The 18,786-nt window shown below is 47.3% G+C and carries 22 protein-coding genes and 4 tRNA genes; 14 read left to right on the top strand and 12 right to left on the bottom strand.

Going from position 1 to position 18,786, the window contains the following annotated elements; genetic code table 11:
• Positions 1-3: 3 nt before the first annotated feature.
• The 6 genes from A1sIIB142_RS05900 to A1sIIB142_RS05875 all read left to right on the top strand — a co-directional run bounded on the left by A1sIIB142_RS05900 (position 4) and on the right by A1sIIB142_RS05875 (position 4,020).
• A complete protein-coding gene (locus A1sIIB142_RS05900; RefSeq protein ID WP_095694009.1) occupies positions 4-1,374 on the top strand; it encodes a hypothetical protein in 1,371 nt (456 codons plus the stop codon).
• A gap of 42 nt (positions 1,375-1,416) precedes the next feature.
• Complete coding sequence (locus A1sIIB142_RS05895) at positions 1,417-1,593, top strand: DUF3073 domain-containing protein (protein WP_095675322.1); 177 nt, start codon at positions 1,417-1,419, stop codon at positions 1,591-1,593.
• A 27-nt stretch (positions 1,594-1,620) separates the two neighbouring features.
• Complete coding sequence (locus A1sIIB142_RS05890) at positions 1,621-2,436, top strand: DUF8083 family protein (protein ID WP_095675321.1); 816 nt, start codon at positions 1,621-1,623, stop codon at positions 2,434-2,436.
• 117 nt (positions 2,437-2,553) lie between these two features.
• On the top strand, positions 2,554-2,751 hold the full coding sequence (locus A1sIIB142_RS05885; RefSeq protein WP_095675320.1) for a BldC family transcriptional regulator: 198 nt from the start codon (positions 2,554-2,556) through the stop codon (positions 2,749-2,751).
• Between the two features lie 15 nt (positions 2,752-2,766).
• Positions 2,767-3,807, top strand: a complete 1,041-nt coding sequence (locus A1sIIB142_RS05880; RefSeq protein ID WP_095675319.1) for an MraY family glycosyltransferase — start codon at positions 2,767-2,769, stop codon at positions 3,805-3,807.
• A gap of 9 nt (positions 3,808-3,816) precedes the next feature.
• A complete protein-coding gene (locus A1sIIB142_RS05875; RefSeq protein ID WP_095685070.1) occupies positions 3,817-4,020 on the top strand; it encodes a DUF5302 family protein in 204 nt (67 codons plus the stop codon).
• Positions 4,021-4,036: 16 nt separating this feature from the next.
• Here the strand turns inward: A1sIIB142_RS05875 and A1sIIB142_RS05870 are convergent.
• The 5 genes from A1sIIB142_RS05870 to A1sIIB142_RS05850 all read right to left on the bottom strand — a co-directional run bounded on the left by A1sIIB142_RS05870 (position 4,037) and on the right by A1sIIB142_RS05850 (position 6,313).
• Positions 4,037-4,110 (bottom strand) — tRNA-Phe (locus A1sIIB142_RS05870).
• Positions 4,111-4,187: 77 nt separating this feature from the next.
• Positions 4,188-4,261 (bottom strand) — tRNA-Asp (locus tag A1sIIB142_RS05865).
• 44 nt (positions 4,262-4,305) lie between these two features.
• Positions 4,306-4,378, bottom strand: a tRNA-Glu gene (locus A1sIIB142_RS05860).
• A gap of 76 nt (positions 4,379-4,454) precedes the next feature.
• Positions 4,455-5,159, bottom strand: coding sequence for an SIMPL domain-containing protein (locus A1sIIB142_RS05855; RefSeq protein ID WP_095694008.1), 705 nt, complete (start codon positions 5,157-5,159; stop codon positions 4,455-4,457).
• Between the two features lie 14 nt (positions 5,160-5,173).
• Positions 5,174-6,313 carry a glycosyltransferase gene (locus tag A1sIIB142_RS05850; RefSeq protein ID WP_095694007.1) on the bottom strand — a complete coding sequence of 380 codons (1,140 nt, stop codon included), beginning with the start codon at positions 6,311-6,313 and terminating at the stop codon, positions 5,174-5,176.
• A 39-nt stretch (positions 6,314-6,352) separates the two neighbouring features.
• Between A1sIIB142_RS05850 and A1sIIB142_RS05845 the strand changes: the two genes are divergently transcribed.
• The 4 genes from A1sIIB142_RS05845 (at position 6,353) to A1sIIB142_RS05830 (ending at position 9,684) form a co-directional block, all read left to right on the top strand.
• Positions 6,353-7,318, top strand: a complete 966-nt coding sequence (locus tag A1sIIB142_RS05845; RefSeq protein ID WP_190283255.1) for an L-threonylcarbamoyladenylate synthase — start codon at positions 6,353-6,355, stop codon at positions 7,316-7,318.
• A gap of 48 nt (positions 7,319-7,366) precedes the next feature.
• Positions 7,367-7,439 (top strand) — tRNA-Lys (locus A1sIIB142_RS05840).
• A 56-nt stretch (positions 7,440-7,495) separates the two neighbouring features.
• On the top strand, positions 7,496-8,617 hold the full coding sequence (locus A1sIIB142_RS05835; protein ID WP_125898855.1) for a metallopeptidase domain-containing protein: 1,122 nt from the start codon (positions 7,496-7,498) through the stop codon (positions 8,615-8,617).
• 152 nt (positions 8,618-8,769) lie between these two features.
• Positions 8,770-9,684 (top strand): DMT family transporter, encoded by a 915-nt coding sequence (locus A1sIIB142_RS05830; RefSeq protein WP_095694004.1) that lies wholly within the window; start codon positions 8,770-8,772, stop codon positions 9,682-9,684.
• On the opposite strand, the gene A1sIIB142_RS05825 is transcribed toward A1sIIB142_RS05830, so the two are convergent.
• From A1sIIB142_RS05825 to A1sIIB142_RS05810, 4 genes are read right to left on the bottom strand one after another with little or no spacing between them, the layout of a single operon-like run.
• Entirely contained in the window at positions 9,658-10,404 is a 747-nt protein-coding gene (locus A1sIIB142_RS05825) for an energy-coupling factor ABC transporter ATP-binding protein (protein WP_095694003.1), read from the bottom strand. The two genes, A1sIIB142_RS05830 and A1sIIB142_RS05825, sit on opposite strands and share 27 nt — an antisense overlap.
• A gap of 3 nt (positions 10,405-10,407) precedes the next feature.
• Entirely contained in the window at positions 10,408-11,160 is a 753-nt protein-coding gene (cbiQ, locus tag A1sIIB142_RS05820) for a cobalt ECF transporter T component CbiQ (protein WP_223299187.1), read from the bottom strand.
• A gap of 59 nt (positions 11,161-11,219) precedes the next feature.
• Positions 11,220-11,525: a PDGLE domain-containing protein gene (locus A1sIIB142_RS05815; RefSeq protein WP_095694002.1), complete on the bottom strand. Its 306-nt coding sequence runs from the start codon at positions 11,523-11,525 to the stop codon at positions 11,220-11,222.
• Complete coding sequence (locus A1sIIB142_RS05810) at positions 11,522-12,199, bottom strand: energy-coupling factor ABC transporter permease (RefSeq protein WP_095694001.1); 678 nt, start codon at positions 12,197-12,199, stop codon at positions 11,522-11,524. Before A1sIIB142_RS05810 ends, A1sIIB142_RS05815 begins: the two co-directional genes overlap by 4 nt.
• Before the next feature lie 153 nt (positions 12,200-12,352).
• On the opposite strand from A1sIIB142_RS05810, the gene A1sIIB142_RS05805 reads away from it, so the two are divergent.
• On the top strand, positions 12,353-13,306 hold the full coding sequence (locus A1sIIB142_RS05805; protein WP_095694000.1) for a tetratricopeptide repeat protein: 954 nt from the start codon (positions 12,353-12,355) through the stop codon (positions 13,304-13,306).
• Between the two features lie 7 nt (positions 13,307-13,313).
• Here the strand turns inward: A1sIIB142_RS05805 and A1sIIB142_RS05800 are convergent, their stop codons facing one another.
• Positions 13,314-13,964: a TrmH family RNA methyltransferase gene (locus A1sIIB142_RS05800; RefSeq protein ID WP_095693999.1), complete on the bottom strand. Its 651-nt coding sequence runs from the start codon at positions 13,962-13,964 to the stop codon at positions 13,314-13,316.
• A gap of 44 nt (positions 13,965-14,008) precedes the next feature.
• On the opposite strand from A1sIIB142_RS05800, the gene A1sIIB142_RS05795 reads away from it, so the two are divergent.
• Both A1sIIB142_RS05795 and A1sIIB142_RS05790 read left to right on the top strand, forming a co-directional pair.
• Positions 14,009-14,356: a hypothetical protein gene (locus A1sIIB142_RS05795; RefSeq protein WP_095693998.1), complete on the top strand. Its 348-nt coding sequence runs from the start codon at positions 14,009-14,011 to the stop codon at positions 14,354-14,356.
• An 11-nt stretch (positions 14,357-14,367) separates the two neighbouring features.
• The gene (locus A1sIIB142_RS05790) at positions 14,368-15,603 is read left to right on the top strand and encodes a D-alanyl-D-alanine carboxypeptidase (protein ID WP_095693997.1); all 1,236 of its coding nucleotides are present in this window, start codon (positions 14,368-14,370) and stop codon (positions 15,601-15,603) included.
• Here the strand turns inward: A1sIIB142_RS05790 and A1sIIB142_RS05785 are convergent.
• Positions 15,581-16,663 (bottom strand): YncE family protein, encoded by a 1,083-nt coding sequence (locus tag A1sIIB142_RS05785; RefSeq protein ID WP_095693996.1) that lies wholly within the window; start codon positions 16,661-16,663, stop codon positions 15,581-15,583. The genes A1sIIB142_RS05790 and A1sIIB142_RS05785 overlap by 23 nt on opposite strands.
• Before the next feature lie 39 nt (positions 16,664-16,702).
• On the opposite strand from A1sIIB142_RS05785, the gene A1sIIB142_RS05780 reads away from it, so the two are divergent.
• Positions 16,703-17,572 carry a heme o synthase gene (locus tag A1sIIB142_RS05780; RefSeq protein WP_095693995.1) on the top strand — a complete coding sequence of 290 codons (870 nt, stop codon included), beginning with the start codon at positions 16,703-16,705 and terminating at the stop codon, positions 17,570-17,572.
• Here the strand turns inward: A1sIIB142_RS05780 and metZ are convergent.
• Positions 17,554-18,777, bottom strand: a complete 1,224-nt coding sequence (gene metZ, locus A1sIIB142_RS05775; RefSeq protein WP_095693994.1) for an O-succinylhomoserine sulfhydrylase — start codon at positions 18,775-18,777, stop codon at positions 17,554-17,556. The genes A1sIIB142_RS05780 and metZ overlap by 19 nt on opposite strands.
• Between the last annotated feature and the right edge of the window lie 9 nt (positions 18,778-18,786).

Genomic DNA, 18,786 nt, shown 5'->3' with positions numbered 1-18,786 from the left:
TCAATGGCTAGTAAGTCAAAGATCGCTCGTCAGCAACAAGTGAAGCAGAGTAAGAACGTTAATTTCTATATCATTGCGATTCCGGTTCTTGGATTTCTTATCAAGTTAATCACCATGATTAACACCCCTAATGGTGGGTGGCTTGGCGCAGATGGTGACAATTACTTCAGCGGCGTTGATGGACTTCTTGCAGATGGTTATCTATCGGATAAGAGCATTCTTTCCTACTGGCCAGCCGGATATCCCATACTGCTGTGGGGCTTAGCGAAGATATCAGTCACACAAATAATTTGGCTCATTTCAATTACGCAGACCCTCTTCTATGCCTATGCCAGCTACTACTTTGTTAAGCAACTTCGCGATACTAAATTGCGCCCTTATCTATTTCTCATCGGAATCATTCTTGCCATTAATCCCACTCTTTCCTTAAGTTCAATGGCAGTGGGTTATGAAAGCCCGATTGCAGCATGCATGTTGATGGTTGTGGGTCTGATTATCAAATCTTTGCAGAGTCCTAATGATCGCCGTTTGGTAATTCGAGTTCTAGGCGTGGGTGGCTTTTCAGCCCTTGCAACATTTATGCAACCGCGTTGGATTCTGACCTCAATTGTCATTGCAGTGGTGTGGGCGCTGATGTCTAAGAGCCGCAAAGTGCAGGCCCTGATTCTTGTGGGCGTTATTGGAGTAATGGCTATTGCGCCAGCAATCCTTATTCAACGCAACGTTGCATCTATTGATAAAGCTGTCATCTCAACAAACTTAGGTGTGACCATGAGGATTGGTGCTGGTCCACAAACAACGGGTGGATATTCCCATACTGGCCCAGATGTTCCATGTGATCCAGTTCCACCGGCAACAACGGTTTCAGATAACGATGTCGTTAAGTGTGTGATCAAGTGGTATGCCGCAAATCCAGTAAAGGCCGGAAAGCTATTTGTGAAGAAGGGTTGGTACTACTGGACTCCGTGGTCTGGTCCGCTTGGAAATGGAACGATGGCGCGTAACCCGTGGCTTAAGGTCAATCCAATTATGGATATCGCACGCGGTAGCCAATCGGGAAATGATCTGGTCTATAAATCTGTCGGTAAAGGTATTTCATTCTTCTGGGTAGTTGGCTGCATCTCACTCTTCTTTATTGGTTTCTTCTGGCTGCGTTCCATGAAGGGCATCTATGCCAATATCGCCTGGCTCACCGGTATCCCGGTCGTCATCTCCTGGCTCATCTCCATGGGCACCATTGGAGATCACCGTTTCCGTATCCCGACAATGTCTTTGAGCCTGTTCTTACAGGTAATGGGCTACTTCGCCCTGCGCCACAAGGCTAAAACGCGCTCATTTGCGGTGGCTTTGGAGTCAAGTGCCAAGGCGCGATAACCTACGCGTCTGACACGCTAGATATTCGTAAGGAGGTCGCCCATGGGTCGCGGCCGTGCAAAAGCAAAGCAAACCAAAGTCGCTCGCGATTTAAAGTACAACTCTCAGGAGATGGACCTCGATCGCCTTGCCAAAGAACTTCATGGCGATACTCCGAGCCAGCAAAATCAAGAGGATGACGATCCGTTTGCTGAAGGAAATTACATCCCTCGCGCATAAGTAGTTTTTCTACATAGACTCATCTATGTGAGACCAACACCGTATGTCGCATCCCTGCGCATCTATGAACCTCTTTCCGCATTTGATTCCCTCGACCGTCTTCGTTGGCAGAGCATTGATGCAAATACCGATACTCGCAAAGAAGAGCAAGCGCTCGCACTTCGCCGACTAGTATTTCCAGAACCACCAGCAGGTCGCCCCGATGGTGCGCATGTATTAGATATCAAAGACATTCGATATGTATCACCATGGTCAACTGCAACCCGTTGCTGGGCAGCACTTGATGACTTTAAAGAATCACTGCCATCCTCAATTACTCCATTTTTTATCTCATCGGCCCTGGAAGAAGTAATCACAACAGGTGTAGATCTCATTGAAGATCGAGTTCCGCATATCATCACCGAGACATGGGTAATCCCACCGCGCTGGTTCTCACTTTTTACGCCAGAAGAACGGGTGCGCGGGGAAGATGATGATGGACCATTCTCATTTGCGCGAACAACAATGGCTAAAGCTCGCGAACGCGCAATGAGTTCGCATGAAATTGTCTTGGGTGCATTTGGCCAAGGCCCAGTTGAAGGAGAGATAGAGAATTTACTCGATTGGCTCGAACTCTTTCACCCAGAGTCACTGGTGGAGTTAGATTACGGAGGCTTGGCCGCATACCTTGATACTTCACTTCGAGCACAAGGTAAAGATGGTCTTGATGACGATACTTCGATCGAAGATGTTGCGCACAGTTTGTCTGGATTGGCAGCAGCCGACGGCTCCATCGCCGGACAAGGCTATGAAAAGCTTGTTTCGCGCTGGAGATTGGTGCAAGGGTTCGAATCAGCAACCTAATCTTCATATTTCGGTAAGAAGTTCGGTATTGCCACCAGCGTGGTGGTGGGGAATACTTCGCGACATAACGGCCCAAATCGGACACTCGAATAAGGCCAAGTTTTTTGGAGGAAATACATGAGTCGTCTGCCTGATGCAGAAGTGCTTCTGACTCCGCGCGAGGTTGCCGACTTATTTGGCGTTGATCCCAAGACCGTTACTCGTTGGGCGAAAGCCGGAAAACTCACTTCGATTCGCACGCTAGGTGGACATCGCAGATATCGTAAATCTGAAGTCGATGATCTTCGCCAAAATTACTTCAAGGCACAGAATTAGCTAACCATTTACTTTATGAGTTATTCAATCGCGCAATTTTTCTTATTAGGTTTTCTCACCTTCGCACTCGTTGGTCTGATTACGCCACCAATCAGATATCTTGCGCTGCGCTTTGATGCCGTTGATGCACCGACACTTGAACGTAAGGCGCAGAAAGAACCCGTTCCATATTTAGGTGGAGTAGCCATTGCTATTGGAATTATTTCTGCATCCTACGGTGCTCTCATTGCAACTGATTTCTCACTGGCAGCTCTCAAACTGGCTAGCTCGGTATTAGTTCCAGCAATTGCAATTTCAGCGATGGGTTTATGGGATGACTTACGTGGTTTAGCTCCATGGCCACGGCTAGTTGCGCAGACATTTACCGGAATCATCGTTGCCGTCATTCTTACCGTCACCGACACGATGGGTTTTGCCTTCAGTAATCACATCGTCAATTACGCAATCACAGTGCTCTGGATAGTTGGCGTCTGTAACTCCATTAATTTCTTTGATAATCATGATGGCGGGGCCGCCGGCACAGTTGCCGTCATTACCTTCTTCCTCTTCTTTATCGCCTATGACCGCCAGCAGGTGCTGGTGAGCGCCCTTGCGATTGTGACCGCCGGTGCCACAGCTGGATTTCTCATCTGGAATCGCACTCCAGCAAAGATTTATATGGGCGACGCCGGCTCACTCTTTCTAGGCATCATCGTTTCGGTGTTAACAATTCGTTTAAGCCCAGGAGTTATTCCTACCTATAAGTCACTCGCTATTCCGCTATTTCTTATGGCAACGCCCATTCTTGATACAACAGTGGCAGTAACATCGCGTCTTTATCGCGGCATCTCACCTTTCCAAGGAGGCCGTGATCACCTTTCTCATCGCCTAATGCGCGTCGGCCTTAATCGTCGCATCACCGCATTTACCTTGTGGGCCTTTGCTGGCTTTTATGGATTTGTTGCTCTCGCGATCTATATCTGGCCCGATACGTGGGGCACGCAAGTAATTGTCCTAGGCGCCATCGCATGGGTGGCACAGTTGATTTATTTCTTAAGAATTCCTTCTGAGGGGTAGACTGCGAACATGTCAGATAACAGTGCCGATAAAAATGAAGATATGAAAGCAAAGATGCTTGCTGCCCTAGAAGCGAAGAAGAATAAGAAGGGCGCACCTGGTTCCCAGACTCACTCTGAATCAGGGTCAAAGATTCGCGGTGGACAACGCAGTGGTGGGGCACCTCAGGTGCAACGTAAAGCAGGACCTTCTGGCTCAGGTTCTGCAGGTTAATAAAGAAAAATAGAAGTGGCTCGGGACAGGATCGAACTGTCGACCTCACGATTTTCAGTCGCGCGCTCGTACCAACTGAGCTACCGAGCCATTATTTAATTTTAGATATTTAATTGTTGATAATGCTTTAAAAAAAGAAGAGAGCGTGTGGACACTCTCTTCTTTCGCGACCCGGACGGGACTTGAACCCGCGACCTCCGCCGTGACAGGGCGGCGCGCTAACCAACTGCGCTACCGGGCCTTGATAAATCAAAGCCTTTACTTCGTACTGCTTCTTGCCTCTTGTGCCCCCAACGGGATTCGAACCCGTGTTACCGCCGTGAAAGGGCGATGTCCTAGGCCCCTAGACGATGGGGACGTTTGAGGCTCGCAAATCGTACCGGCTTACGGGTGCACGACCAAACTCGATTAAAAAGCCGCTATAAATATGGGATTTAGAGCAGTGACCACTGCACTGTGACAGAGACAGTGACATCTTGTTCGCCAAGATCAACGACTGTCGCATCTGATTCTGCTTTTGCAACTGCCATCACTGGAACGTAAGGAGTTGGAGCAGAGTTTTCTACAAGGTAATTAACTTTCCCAAGTTTTACACCGAGAAGTGATGCATATGATGTTGCTTTTGCACGAGCATTCTTGACTGCAACTGTGCGAGCCGCCGTTGCCGCCTTTGTGTTATCTAGCACAAAAGGAGTAGCGCCATTGAGTTGAAGGCTATCGCCACCAGCTGAAACTATTGCATCAATGACATCGCCGGCAGTAGCTGCTGCTCGCACAGTAATTGTGAATGATTGCGATGCGCGGTATCCTACGAGAACAGTGGTGTTGTTATCGTATTTGTATTCTGGGTAGACCGAAACACTTGTACTTGCAATATCTTTCTTATCAATTTTGGCCAAAGTCAAGGCAGCGCGGACCGCAGCAGAAGTCTTCGCTGTTGCAGCGAGAGCTTCTTTGCTAGTCACAGCAATATTTGTAGAAGTCGCGTTGATGCGCACTGCATCGGGAACAACCTTGACACTGCCTTGTGAACTAATGGTGATATATCGAGTCGCGGCGGCATTTGCAGATGGAACTACTAAAGCTGCAATGGCTAGTGTTAACACGGCAAGAGTTGAGATACGGCTACGAGTTGTCATGACTCTATTATCCCTTACTTCTTGTGGGGTGCGTTATAGATTCCTGTGTGATCTCGGAGCATTCGCTCTAATGAGAAGTATGTATGTGCTCGTTCTCTGCCTGCGGCGCCCAACTGATTTCGTAACTGCGAATCAGCGGCTAATTGCATAACACGTGCTGCCATGGCGCTAGCGGTGGGGGCGGTAAGAAAGCCTGTCTTTGCATCTTCGACGATATCTGAAATAGAACCGACAGCTGGAGCAACTATAGGTAAACCTGCTTGTGCCCCTTGGATCAGCGTTAGTGGAATTCCTTCATTGTCACTTGTCAGAATTGCAATATCACTAGCTGCAAATAGTTGGTCAATATCTTTGCGCCACCCTAAGAAAGTTATCGGTAGTTTCTTCGCAGTAGCTCGCGCCCGAGAGCTTTCAAATAACTCTCCTTCACCGGCCACCAAGAAGTGCACGGCCACGTTCTGTCTTGCAATCTCGATGGCAACATCGAGTAGTCGGTCAGGTCTTTTAATCTGTGTGAGTCGACCTACAAATGTGCAGTAAATAGTTGCGGGATCAAGTTCTAACTCTTTACGTAGCTCTGCCTTATCGAACCTCTTTGGCTCCGGTAATCCAGGGAAGAAGACGCTGTATTGGTCTGGCTTGCCAATACCGGCAGCTAGCAGGTCGTTCTTCACCACCGTGCCGATTGCTATTAAGTGGTGGGTGCGCCGAGCAAGTGCTTTCTCGATTGCGATAACTAGTTGGGTTTTCCATCCTGAGAAATATCCATGCAGTAGGTGACCATGAAATGTGTGAATTCGGATTGCGCCTTGGCCCGCAATCATTGAGGCAAGCCGGCCCAGGACGCCAGCTTTCGCAGTATGAGTATGAATTACATCAGGCTGAATTTTCTTGATCATTGCAACCAGACCGATAAATGCTCTGAGGTCAGTCACTAGTGATATTGATCTACCAAGGCCGGCAATCCGAGTTGCCTTGATATCTGTAGCAACTTCTTCCAGGTAATCTGCTTCATTGACATCGCAATAACCGGTGACAAGCACTTGCTCAAACTTGGATGCATCAAGGCCTCGCATTAATTCGGCCACAATGACGGCAGGTCCACCCACATTCATGCGGGCGATAATCTGCATCACTTTTATGCGCTCGGCCATGTGGTTATCTTCTCGCAAAAAGGCTGGATAATTGAACTCATGAGCAGCGGGCAATTCGTATCTGAGTGCACAGCAGATGTAATTACGCGCGCTGCCCAGCAACTTAAAGCGGGTTCACTGGTCGCGCTACCGACTGAGACTGTCTATGGGCTGGGCGCCGATGCCACAAATGCTGCTGCCGTTGCCAGAATTTATGAAGCAAAGGGACGTCCGGCTGATCACCCGCTGATTGTGCATGTGAGTGAAATGGCAGATATCTCTGATTGGGCCGATGAAATCCCAGAATATGCAATTTCATTGGCACGTAAATATTGGCCAGGACCCATGACGCTGATTTTTAAGAGAACTGATCTCGCACAAGATTTTATTACTGGGGGACAAGACAGCGTCGGGCTACGCGTCCCAGACCATGTTGTGGCACTTGCGCTGCTTGCAGAATTTAAGAAGCTAGGTGGCAAAGGTATTGCCGCCCCTAGTGCTAATCGCTTTGGACATGTCTCACCAACATCTGCAGCAGCTGTCAAGGCCGAACTTGCAGACTATCTAGTTGACGGTGATCTCATTCTTGATGGCGGCCCATCGCAGGTCGGCGTTGAATCAACAATCATTGATTGCACGGGTATTGCTCCACGAATTTTAAGACCTGGTGCAATCACGGCAGAGATGATTGAGCAGGTAACTGGATTACACCTTGAAGAATTCGAGACAGATATTCGAGTAAGTGGATCACTTGAAAATCATTACTCACCGGCTGCCACAGTGGCACTTGATTGCCAGCCACAACCAGGTGATGGATTTATTGCACTTGCAAGTGTTCACACACCGCAAGGAGTTGTTCGCTTGGCATCACCTGCAAACAATGAAGAGTTTGCGCGCGTTCTTTACGCCGCGCTACGAAGTGCTGATGAGCGCTCATTAACCCGTGTTGTTGTGCACCAGCCAGCAGGAGATGACATCTCAGTAGCCATCCGCGACCGATTACTGCGTGCCAGCCGCGGTCGCTAAGGTGATAAAGTTCAGCTTCTAGCGCGCAGTTGGCGCTAGTTGTATGTGGGGCCTATAGCTCAGCCGGTAGAGCAACGGACTTTTAATCCGTGGGTCGACAGTTCGAGCCTGTCTGGGCCCACTTTGGTATTCGATTGGCCCTATTGGATTGAAATAGAGGCAGAGTAAAGTACGCAAATGCACCGTATGAAAAGAATCCTGGTTGGAATCACTACGGTCGCCCTCACAGTTTCTTTTATGCCTTCTGCACCAGCAGCCACACAGCAAAACAAATGGACTACGACACAGAAGATTGTTTACGTTGGATTAACTCCAAAAGACCAGCCAAATTTCTGGACCGAGAACTCATCAGAATCAGCGACGGCAGAGAGCGAAGGAGAGATGCTGAGTTACGCCAAGAGCACTGTTACTGATGCGATTACCTTTTGGAAGCAAGCCTCCCGCGACAAAATGAAGTTTGGGTCCACCAAATTCATTATCGGCAAAGCCGGAACAGCTGTGAAGCATTGCAACAGCTCTGCGGATATAAAGACAGCAATGAAAATCGCAGGGCTGAAGTCAATTCCAACAGGAACCCACTTGATTACTGTAAATATAAAAGACTCGTGTGGATATGCAGGACTTGGCGAACAAGGCGGAAATGCGTTAAACCTTAAATCTTTTGGTTCAACAACATTGATTCACGAGCTTGGCCATAACTTTAATTTTTACCATTCATCTACCCTTTACTGTGAGAAGTCTGATTACACAAAGTTTAATGCAACGAATTGTTCAGTTGAAGAGTATGGAGATTTTAGAGATCTGATGGGCAGTGATGATTGGTGTCCTGATGCCACATTAAGCGCTACGCAACGCGCAATTACTTTTTCCACCCCGAAGGCAAAAAATGTGACAATTGGCGTTGATATAACTGTTGATGAATCAAGGCTGACTTCGGACAATATTGTTTATCAATTCCCATATAAAGGTAACTGGTACTTCTTTGAGTACTACGTGCCAGGTGAAGAGCGTTGCATTGCCTTCCCTACCTTTCTCGATAAACCGCAGATTCAAGTAAGAATGATTGGGCCTGCTTGGACAAAAGCCAAAAGGAGTGCTGTTGGCCCCATGCTGATAAAAAGACGCGATTCTGATCTGCCAACCAGTGTTGTAAATCTGGATCCCGAAGTCCTTCCTGAGAAATGGATCCTTACAGGTTTTCTCGAAGGCGAGACGTTTCAATTACCGGGCGCACCATATGTACTTACTGTCAAAAGCACGGGTGCAACAAGTGCAGTCGTAACTCTGACAAAGAGCTAGTGGTTCTACCTGGTACTTCCAGGTGCGAGTCACAATTAACGGTGGGACGTACGGCACTTAAAGACACGCTTAGGAACTTACTAGGTCAGACTTTTAATCCGTGGGTCGACAGTTCGAGCCCGTCTGGGCCCACTCTTAAGTAAAGTCACACCATGAACACCCCCGTGCAGCGTCAGAGTTCTTGGATCCCTGCATACATCGCACTTGGAATCGTGTGGGGCTGTTCATTTATCTTCATTAAGTTAGGGCTTGAGTTCCTGACACCTTTTGGTGTTGCGTTCGGCCGTTGCGCACTCGGTGCACTGGCGCTTCTACTCTATGCAAAGGTAAAAGGAATTTCGCTACCCAAAGATCGTCGGGTGCAATTCCATCTCTGGGTTGTGGCGATGTTACTTAATGTTATTCCTGGAATTCTCTTCGCCCTTGCCGAAACAGAGGTAACCTCAATCTTGGCCGGCATTATCAATGCCGTAACGCCATTGATGACAATCATTGCGATTCTTGTAATCAATCGGGCAGAGAAGCCAAAGTCTGCGCAACTTTTTGGATTGCTGCTTGGTTTTTTTGGAGTCCTTACCGTGCTGGGCGCATGGAGAGGCCTCGGTGATAATCCACTCTGGGCAATACTTGCTTTACTCCTTGCCGTCAGTTGCTATGGAATTTCATTTCCTTACACCCGCAAATATGTGATTCCACTTAAGATTCAAACCGAGTCCCTCATGGCTATGCAGCTCACGTTGGCTGCCTTCACACTCTTACCTTTCTTTCTTTTCGATGGAATTTCTAAGTACGAATATCGAACTGGACCAGTACTGGCAATGATTGGTTTGGGTGTCTTTGGTAGCGGCTTTGCCTACTTATGGAACTACAAAGTAATGCAGCTAGCTGGTAGCGCGATTGCAAGCTCAGTTACTTACCTGACTCCACTAGTTGCAATTATCGTGGGAATCATCTTTCTCAACGAATCAATTACCTGGAATGAGCCGGTGGGCGCGCTCATTGTTTTGCTTGGTGCAGCAATTGCGCAGGAGAGAATTTCGTTAGGAAAGCGTAAAACCAACCGGTAGTTCAAGGCGGTGCGTGGCCAGCAACGCTTCATTTCTTAAAATTGAATCAGTCTTATCATCGGCCACAATAATTCCACCCGAGAGAATCACTGCTCGCTCGCAGAGTTCGTGTGCGTATGGAAGATCGTGAGTGACCATTACGATGGTGACATCAAGTGAGCGCAAGATATCTGCCAGTTCCCGGCGACTAGCTGGGTCAAGATTTGAAGATGGTTCATCCATCACCAAGATTTCTGGTTTCATGGCGAGCACCGTGGCAACAGCAACTCGTCTGCGTTGTCCAAAGGAGAGATGGTGTGGTGGGCGATCTTTAAATTCGCTCATACCGACTAAATTCAGCGCATAGTCAACTACTGCATCAAGTTCAGCTCCGCGCACGCCCATGTTGTAGGGACCAAAAGCAACATCTTCACCGACGGTAGGCATAAATAATTGGTCATCTGGATCTTGAAAAACAATCCCTACTTTTGAGCGGACTGCCCGGATAGATTCCTTATTCTTTGAATCTACTTTCTCACCTGCGATAAAAACTTCGCCCTGCATTGTCTGGTGTATGCCATTCATATGCAGAACAAGGGTTGTCTTTCCGGCGCCATTAGGACCAAGTAGAGCTACCCGCTCACCCTTTTCAACGCGGAGATTTACACCATAGAGAGCCTGATTGCCATCAGGGTAAGCAAATGCCAAATTGTTAATTAATAAACTTGGTTGGTTGCTCATGTTTTAACCGATCATCCTGACAAAGATAGAAGTAATCAAGGCTAAGGTAGGAATAGTAAGGGCTATTAACCATGCTCGGGCACCGACAGATTTCACTTCCGTATGAGGTAGCTCGCCATCAAAACCGCGAGAGAGCATGGCTAGGTGCACTCGCTCCCCGCGTTCGTAAGAGCGAATAAAGAGTGCTGCAGCAGATGTAGCAATCACGTTCCAATGTTTTACCCCAGTTGCATCAAACCCGCGTGACTGGCGAGCAATTTTCATTCGCTCCATCTCATCACTAATGACATTTACATAACGCAACATAAATGAGGCGATTTGAACCATGATTGTTGGCAGGCGAAGTCGCTCAAGACCGCGCAAGATTTCGCGCGCAGTTGTGGTCGTAGAGAGAATGACGGCGCTTAAAACACCTAAAGTTCCCTTGGCAACGATTGAGAGACCGGCAAGTAGCCCTTCACGGTAGAGATTAAATGGACCTAATTCAAAGCGTTCGCCGGTGCCAAAGAAGGGCATGAGCACGGCAAAAAATATGAAGGGAACTTCGATGAGAGCACGCTTTGAAAGTGTGAGAATCGAAATCTTTCCGGCTGTAGCTGCGGCAATAACTAGAGCTAAGAAAATAACAAAGGCAGGCCAGTAGGTAATGGGGGTAGATACGACAACCAGTATAAAGAGAAGTACTGCAATGATTTTTAGATGTGAAGGCAGTGAGTGCACAATTGAGTGGCGATGAATGTAAAGCCGCTCACCCACATCATGGCCATGGTGATGGCCATGCGAGTGAACCTGGCTTTTTTCCGAAGTCGAGGTTTTTATCTGCTCGCACCGTTCTTACGTCGCAAAATCAAAAAGAGTCCAGTTGAGACACCGGCTGTTGCAATGACGCCAATCACGCCAGCTGCACCGGTTGAGAGGCGTTCGTTTTCAATACCTTTTACGCCATAGTCTGCAAGTAACCCATCTGAATTAGCCTGCTCTTTTGCGTTATCAAGGAAACCAATATCCCCGGCAACTTTCTCGAGACCATCAGGGCTTGAAGAGGCATAGTAGGAAACAATTCCAGCAAGAAAGAGCGAGAGAATAAAGCCAGCGATAAGAAACTTACTTTGTCTCTTCATTCTTTTACTCTTGTCTCTAGTATTTGCCTAACCCCTTTATAGCCATAGACCAAGTCAGATCGACTTGCCATGACTGCCCCAACTGCAAGGGCGGTGATTACACCCTCACCGATTCCAATGAGGAAGTGTGTTCCTAGCATCGCGGTGAGGACTTGTGTGATTGAAAACGTCGCGGTTCCACCTATTGCATATTGGAGAACAAATCCTGCGGCGGCACATGGCACCGAGATCAATCCAGCAAGAAATGCAGCAACCGATATCGATGATTTTTTCTTTGGAAGAAGTTTCTTAACCACGATAAAAATCGCGTACCCGACCCAGACTCCAATTAAGGACATGTTAAAGATATTGAGTCCAAGGGCGGTAAGCCCACCATCGGCAAAGAGCAAGGCTTGCATGAGCAAGACAACTGTGAGAGCTAACGAGGCAGCCCAAGGACCGACAAGAACTGCGGCGAGTGCGCCACCGAGTAGGTGACCACTTGTTCCGGCAGCAACGGGAAAATTGAGCATTTGTACAGCGAAGATAAAGGTTGCTGTGAGTCCAGCTAAAGGTGCGGTCTTCTCATCAAGGCTTGATTTGGCGCCCTTTAAGGAAAGTGCCACCCCAGCGGCGGCAAGGCCAGCAAAGGCGACAGAGGTTGGGATATCGATGAATCCATCAGGGATATGCATGGCCTGACCTTCCTAGATGCAAACAGTTCGCAACAAGCCAAGGTTAATGGAGAATTTACCCTCGTGCCACTCGAAATAACCACGAGCCAGCCAGCGTTAGGTCTAAAGTGCAGGAATCTGCCAAGCACGGCGCAAGCCAACGGGAGGTCACATATGAGCGAAGACTACGGCCAGGAAGAGCTCGTCACTGAAGAAATGCTCTGGGATCGAATCCCTGAGGTCCAAGGTGAAGAACGTGCCAACACTTTCTACGAACTCTCCGCCCGCATCTTTGCTCGTGGCCAATACGACGAAGCGTTAGCGCTCGCCGAAACCGCGCGAGATATTTTTTCGGAGTTGGGCGCATTGGCGCCGAGTGAAGGTTTAGCTCAGGCGTATTCAGCCATTGGTTATAACCTCAATCAATTAAAACGTATGGATGAAGCAGCAACTGCAATGAGTAAGGCTGTTGCAATTTTGCGCGATAACAAATCACCGATTGCACTCGAGCTTGCCTGCACCCTGGGCGAGTGGTGGTACTCATCTAAGAATTACGAAAAAGTAATTGAGACCATGTATGAATGTTCGCAAGAACATCTAGTCGACGGAAACACCATTGGGGCGGCAAATGATATGCACCTCATCGGATGTGCTCATCGCGAACTAAAGAACTTCAATGAGGCAATTATCTGTTTCCAGGAAGCGCGCAAGATGTTTAAGATGGAAAAGGAAGTAATCAACGTTGCTCGTTGTGATCAGAAAATTGCATCGTGCTATGTTGAAATTGGCGAAGGCGAAAAAGCGCTAGATGCAGCACGGAAATCAATTGATGTCTTTGAAACTGCCCATGATCATCGCCGCGAAACATTTGCCCTCTTTGAATACGGCAAGGCCGAAATTCTGCTTGGAAAGCTAGAAGATGGGCTTTCTACACTTGATAACGTGCTTCAAATCATTGCTGAAGATGAGCCAAAAGACTTTGAATTTATTCTAGATATTGAAACTCGGATGGTGGCTGTCATGCGCCAACTTGGGCGAATGGAAGAAGCCGATGAAGTTGATCGTCGTCTTGCCACAGTAAGAGAGGCGCTAGAAAGTGACGAAGCTCCTAGAGAAGACGGCTTCTAAAACAACGCTAAGACTTACGCGGTAAGTGCTGCAGGGCCCAGTGATACATCGCAATAGCCCCAGCGGCTGAGGCGTTCATTGACCTGGTAGATCCATATTGTTCAATGGCGTAGAGGACTTCACAGACTGCAATGCCCTCATCTGACATTCCAGCGCCTTCTTGCCCAAAGAGCAGGACGCACTTCTCAGGAAGTGCCGAACCCTCTAGATGTTTTGAAGAAGGAACGTTATCGATTCCAATGATGGGAACTTCATTCTCCTTACACCATGTTGCAAAGTCAGCAACAGTGGGGTGATGCATGACTGTCAGGTATCGGTCAGTAACCATTGCCCCGCGTTTATTCCAATCGCGTTTGCCGATGATGTGGACCAATGACACATTAAAAGCATTAGCGGTGCGCACAACAGATCCAATGTTTAGGTCATGTTGCCAGTTCTCGATCGCAATTTGTAGCTTATGACGTTTACTGTCTAGGTCAGCAACAATGGCTGCAACCGACCAATACCTGTAATGATCGAGGACATTCCTGCGGTCGCCGTTTTCCAACAATTCTGGGTCGTATTGAGCACCCGTTGGCCATGGCTTCTCATGTGGGCCAACGCCAACAACTGGGAAGAATTCACCCGGTCCGATGACGGCAGGTGTGTTGATTTCCATGGATGCACTCTAAACTTACTTTACGGCTAATACCAAGGAGCATCATGAATATCGTCTACCAGATTGCATTTGGGATACATCTACTCTGCATCGTTGCCATTTTGGTGCTGCTTCTTCTGCAAGTAAATAAGAGCCCGCGCACTCTCAACCCTGGTGTATTACACGCAACACTGACTGCACTTATTGCTGGAGTTGTCATGGTGGGGCTATATGAAACGGTAAAAGTTGATGAGGTTGCCAATCACACAAAGTTTGGTGTTAAAGGATTGATCATTGCGGTGTTGTTGACCTTGGGCTACAAGAATTTCAAGAAACCCGAACTAAAGACTTCAGTCTGGGTGGCCATGCTGGTGCTCACGCTTTCTAATGTGCTAATTGCATATATCTGGTAACCAATTTAGTAATGAAGCGTAAAGTTAGCCTATTCTGCAGCGCCCTGCTCCTGCTTACCTTTCTTAGCCCTGCTTCTGCAACAGCGCTGGAGCCAAATTCTGTGGCATCTGTATTTAGTAGATATATTGAAAATAAGTACCTGGCAAACCCTTCGGTGGTTGTGATTGATCAGCATGACGGATCTGTGGTTTATCAAAAAGGGGCGTATTCGTTACGAAAGCCAGCATCAATTCAGAAGATTTTCATGGGTGTAGCAGCGGTTATGCATCTGCCCATGGATCAGGTCTTTCCCACTTCGCTCTGGGTTGGTACAGAACCAAATAGTTTGGTGATTCAAGGGAGTTACGACCCATGGATTAGTTCTAGTGCAAAGCTTGCCGAAAAGATGGGCCGAACATCTTTACCGCGGATTGAATTCAACTCACTCAAAGCGCTTAAGGACCTAAACCCAGATTTAAATTCGAACTTCACCCTTTTCTATTCAAGTCTTTTTACTCCCGAAACTGAACATATTAAGAAGTTTTTTCGAACCAAGGGCTTAAATGTAAAAATGAAGAGAGTGAGCAACCAGACTGCTCTTGATTTTTCAGGCACACGAATTCTTGGCTCAGAGTCTCCCGTACTTGAGGAAATGCTTGCTTATGCAATTGCATGGAGTGATAACACGCTCTCAGAGCGGATCGCCCGACTCGCCTCGGTAGCTGCAGGCAACACCTTTGATCAAGCTGGCGTTGCAGATACTTTCTCAAATGCATTGGCAGAACTTGGAATCGAATCTTCAAAGATGATTATCAAAGATGCCAGCGGGTTATCTAAAGAAAATCGCGTCACCGCCAATCTGGTCGGTCAATTACTAGTGAAAATTAAAACAGATGAACGATTCGAGCCACTAATCAACGGTTTTCCGATAAGTGGTATTTCTGGCACCCTACGAAACCGATTTACTGAAACTGCCCCAGATGCAGTCGGTCTAGTTAAAGCAAAGACTGGAACGCTGAGCAATACAACTAATTTAGCGGGGTATGTTGAATCTGGAGACCGCGAATATGCATTTGTCATCATTTCCGATAGACATGTAAAGACTTATTCTGTCGCTAGCCGAATACGAGATCTAGTTGATCGGATTCTGGGAAAGATTGCGGCGCCCTTCATGCCTCGCATTCAGCCAGAACCTGAACCAGAACCGGTACCCGCGTCAGAACTAGAACCAGAAACCGAAATTACTAGTTCTGAAATACTTTTATAGAACCTTCGTAACAAGCGACCCACGTTCTATCGGTCTCGTTGTCGTAGGTAACGCCTATTGGTTCCTTGCAGACCTTAACGTTTTGGATAATCGAAAGATCGGCAGCCCGCAACTTCGTCATGGTTCCGCTTCTGAAATTAACTACGAAGAGCGCCGTTCCATCACCATTAAGTGCCAGGCTGCGTGCAGAAAGTCCAGTCTTTACACTCTTGATGACCTTGTTCTGCTCTAAATTCCAAGCTATAACTTTCCCTGAGATATTAAGGGTGGCGTAGAGAGTTTTGTCATCTGGCGATAATTGAATGGCACGCGGGTTAGATCCGATTGGAATCAATGACTTAGTAAAGTCAGTTAGATCAATTCGATGAATACTATTCCCGCCCATCTCAGCGACATAGGCATATCTACTATCTGATGAGATTGCTATACCTCGAGGATATCGACCAATTTTCATGGTCTTGATTACTTTTTGTTTTTCAACCGAGATTACCGAAACTGTATATGAACACCAGTTGCTGACCAGAACATATTTGTTATCAGGTGTAACACTTACCACTTTGGGAACTGAACCCACTGGATACACAGCATCGATCTCATAGTTCACGAGATTGATTCGAGAAACAAAACTGTTATCAAATCCAGATGAGGGTGAGCAGACATCGTGACCCTCCTTATTCAATCCTTTTCCATACATCGCATAGTTAGTGAAGTAGAGATACTGTGAATCTGGCGAGAATGCCCCCTCTACTGGAGCACCTCGATAAGTGCCCGAAAATCCTGGAATCCCCAGCGATGAAAGTGAAACTGAATCTTTGACTGTCGTAATCAATTCAAGAGAACGGGAATCAAAGATGGTGACGCTATGTTGATACATCATGTTATGCGCACTGACCAAACCGCTCTGTGATGCAGCTACCGACTTCGGGCTCAAGGATCCAGTGAAAGTCTTAACCAACTGCATCTTGGATTCAGCTGGCTCACTTGCTTGCACTGGGCTGGCAAAAACCAGGGGAGTTAAAGCGGCAATGCAAAGGGCAACTGTGACTTTGGTCTTACGCATGCCGGCAAGAGTACTAGTGCAAAAAGGTAGGCTATCCATATGAAGTCGGTGCGCGCATATGTAGACCTGATGAAATTACGCGTGGTTGAACTCTTGATTATTACAACTCTGCCAGCGATGGTTCTCGCAGAGAAAGGGTTACCGAGTTTTGGCTTAGTTGCGGCAACGCTGATTGGTGGCACGTTAGCTGCAGGTGCATCTAACGCCTTTAACATGGTGCTTGAAGCTGAAACCGATAGGTTAATGGCTCGAACTTCACAGCGTCCTTTGGTAACAGGATCCGTCACTCGAACCCAAGCAATCATCTTCGCCTCCATATTGACAGTTCTATCTCTCCTCATTTTTGAAATCTTTACCACCGAGCTGGCAACTCTTCTCGCAGCGCTAGCAATTTTCTACTATGTGGTCATTTACACAATCATTCTTAAGCCCAACACTTCACAGAATATTGTTTGGGGTGGTGCAGCAGGCTGCATGCCAGTTCTAATTGGTTGGGCTGCTGTCACAGGATCACTGACTCTCGTTCCGGTTGCGTTCTTTTTCGTTGTTTTCTTTTGGACGCCACCACATTTCTGGGCTCTTGCAATTAAATATAAAGATGATTATTCGGCGGCTGGAATTCCAATGTTGCCTTCGGTTTCAACACAATCTAACGTCATTAACCAGATGTGGTTTCACACAATTGCCATGGTCGTGTCTTCTGCAGCCATGATTCAATTAGCAGGATTGCCGGTATGGGTTCTTTGTGCCACAGTATTTCTTGGAGCAGTATTTACATTCCAACTTTTTGCACTCAAAGAGAATTCAGATAACTACAACAAGGTTGCTGCTGGGATTTTCCATTGGTCGATTACATACTTGAGTTTATTCTCAGTATTACTGGTTGTGGCTCAGTTACTCAGTGCTTGATTCAGATCCTTAATCAGATCATCAACGTGTTCTAAACCGACGGAAAGTCTGAGCACCGAAGGAGTAATACCCATCTTGAGCTGATCTTCAGGGCTCAGGCGTCGCTGGGTTGTAGAAGCAGGATGAGTAATGAGTGATTTGCTATCCCCAAGATTATTTGAAATATCAATGACGCATAGCGCATCCATCAAGGTAAAGGCTTCCCGTTGTGAGCCGGCGAATTCAATACCTATAGTCGTTCCACCAGCGCTCATTTGCTTCTTAGCTAATTCAAAATCCGGATGCGAAGGCAAGCCGGGATAGCGAACACTCTTAATCTTCGGATGCCCTTCAAGAAATTCCGCAATAGCCTGCGCACTTTCTGACATACGAGAAACTCGAAGTTCCATAGTTTCAAGAGATTTAACAAGAACCCACGCGTTAAATGCACTCAGCGTTGGTCCCGTATGTCGAACAAAAGGAATCAATTTTTCATAGATATACGAGAACGATCCAAGAATTGCACCGGCAAGGACGCGACCTTGACCATCAATGTGTTTTGTTGCTGAATACATCACTACATCTGCGCCCAGCTCGAGCGGTTTTTGCAACACCGGCGATGCCATCACGTTATCAACAATCACCGTTGCGCCAACTTTGTGGGCTAAATCGGAGACAAACCTGATATCAACAATTTCAAGAAGCGGATTACTTGGTGTTTCAATAAATACTGCCTTGACTTTCTTAGCCAGAGCTTTCTCCCAACCAGCTTTATCATTTGCTTTCACTAACTCGTAAGTCACGCCCCACTTAGGCAAGATTTCGGTAATAACAACATGGCATGAGCTAAACATCGCAGCTGAGGCAACAATGTGGTCACCAGCTTCAAGAATGCAAGCCAAGGATGCAAACATTGCAGCCATTCCAGATGCGGTTGCTACGCAGTGTTCTGCTCCTTCAATGGCTGCCAAGCGCTTTTCAAACATGGCAACAGTTGGATTATGAAACCGGCTATAGAGAAAATGATCGGTTTGGTCGGTAAAAGCATCGACTGCTTCTTGTGAATCGGTGTAGGTAAATCCGCTGTTGAGATAGAGCGCCTCAGATGTCTCACCGAAACCAGAACGAGCGAGTCCTTCGCGAACTGCTGAAGTTTGAGGATGAACTACCCACTCGGGCTCGCGACGTTTTGGGTGTTCGTGATAACCCCAGACCTCTTTACTCATAAGAGCATT

The sequence above is a fragment of the Candidatus Planktophila versatilis genome, from assembly GCF_002288345.1.
Taxonomy (GTDB): Bacteria; Actinomycetota; Actinomycetes; order Nanopelagicales; family Nanopelagicaceae; genus Planktophila; species Planktophila versatilis_A.
This window is presented reverse-complemented; position numbering and strand designations above follow the sequence as displayed.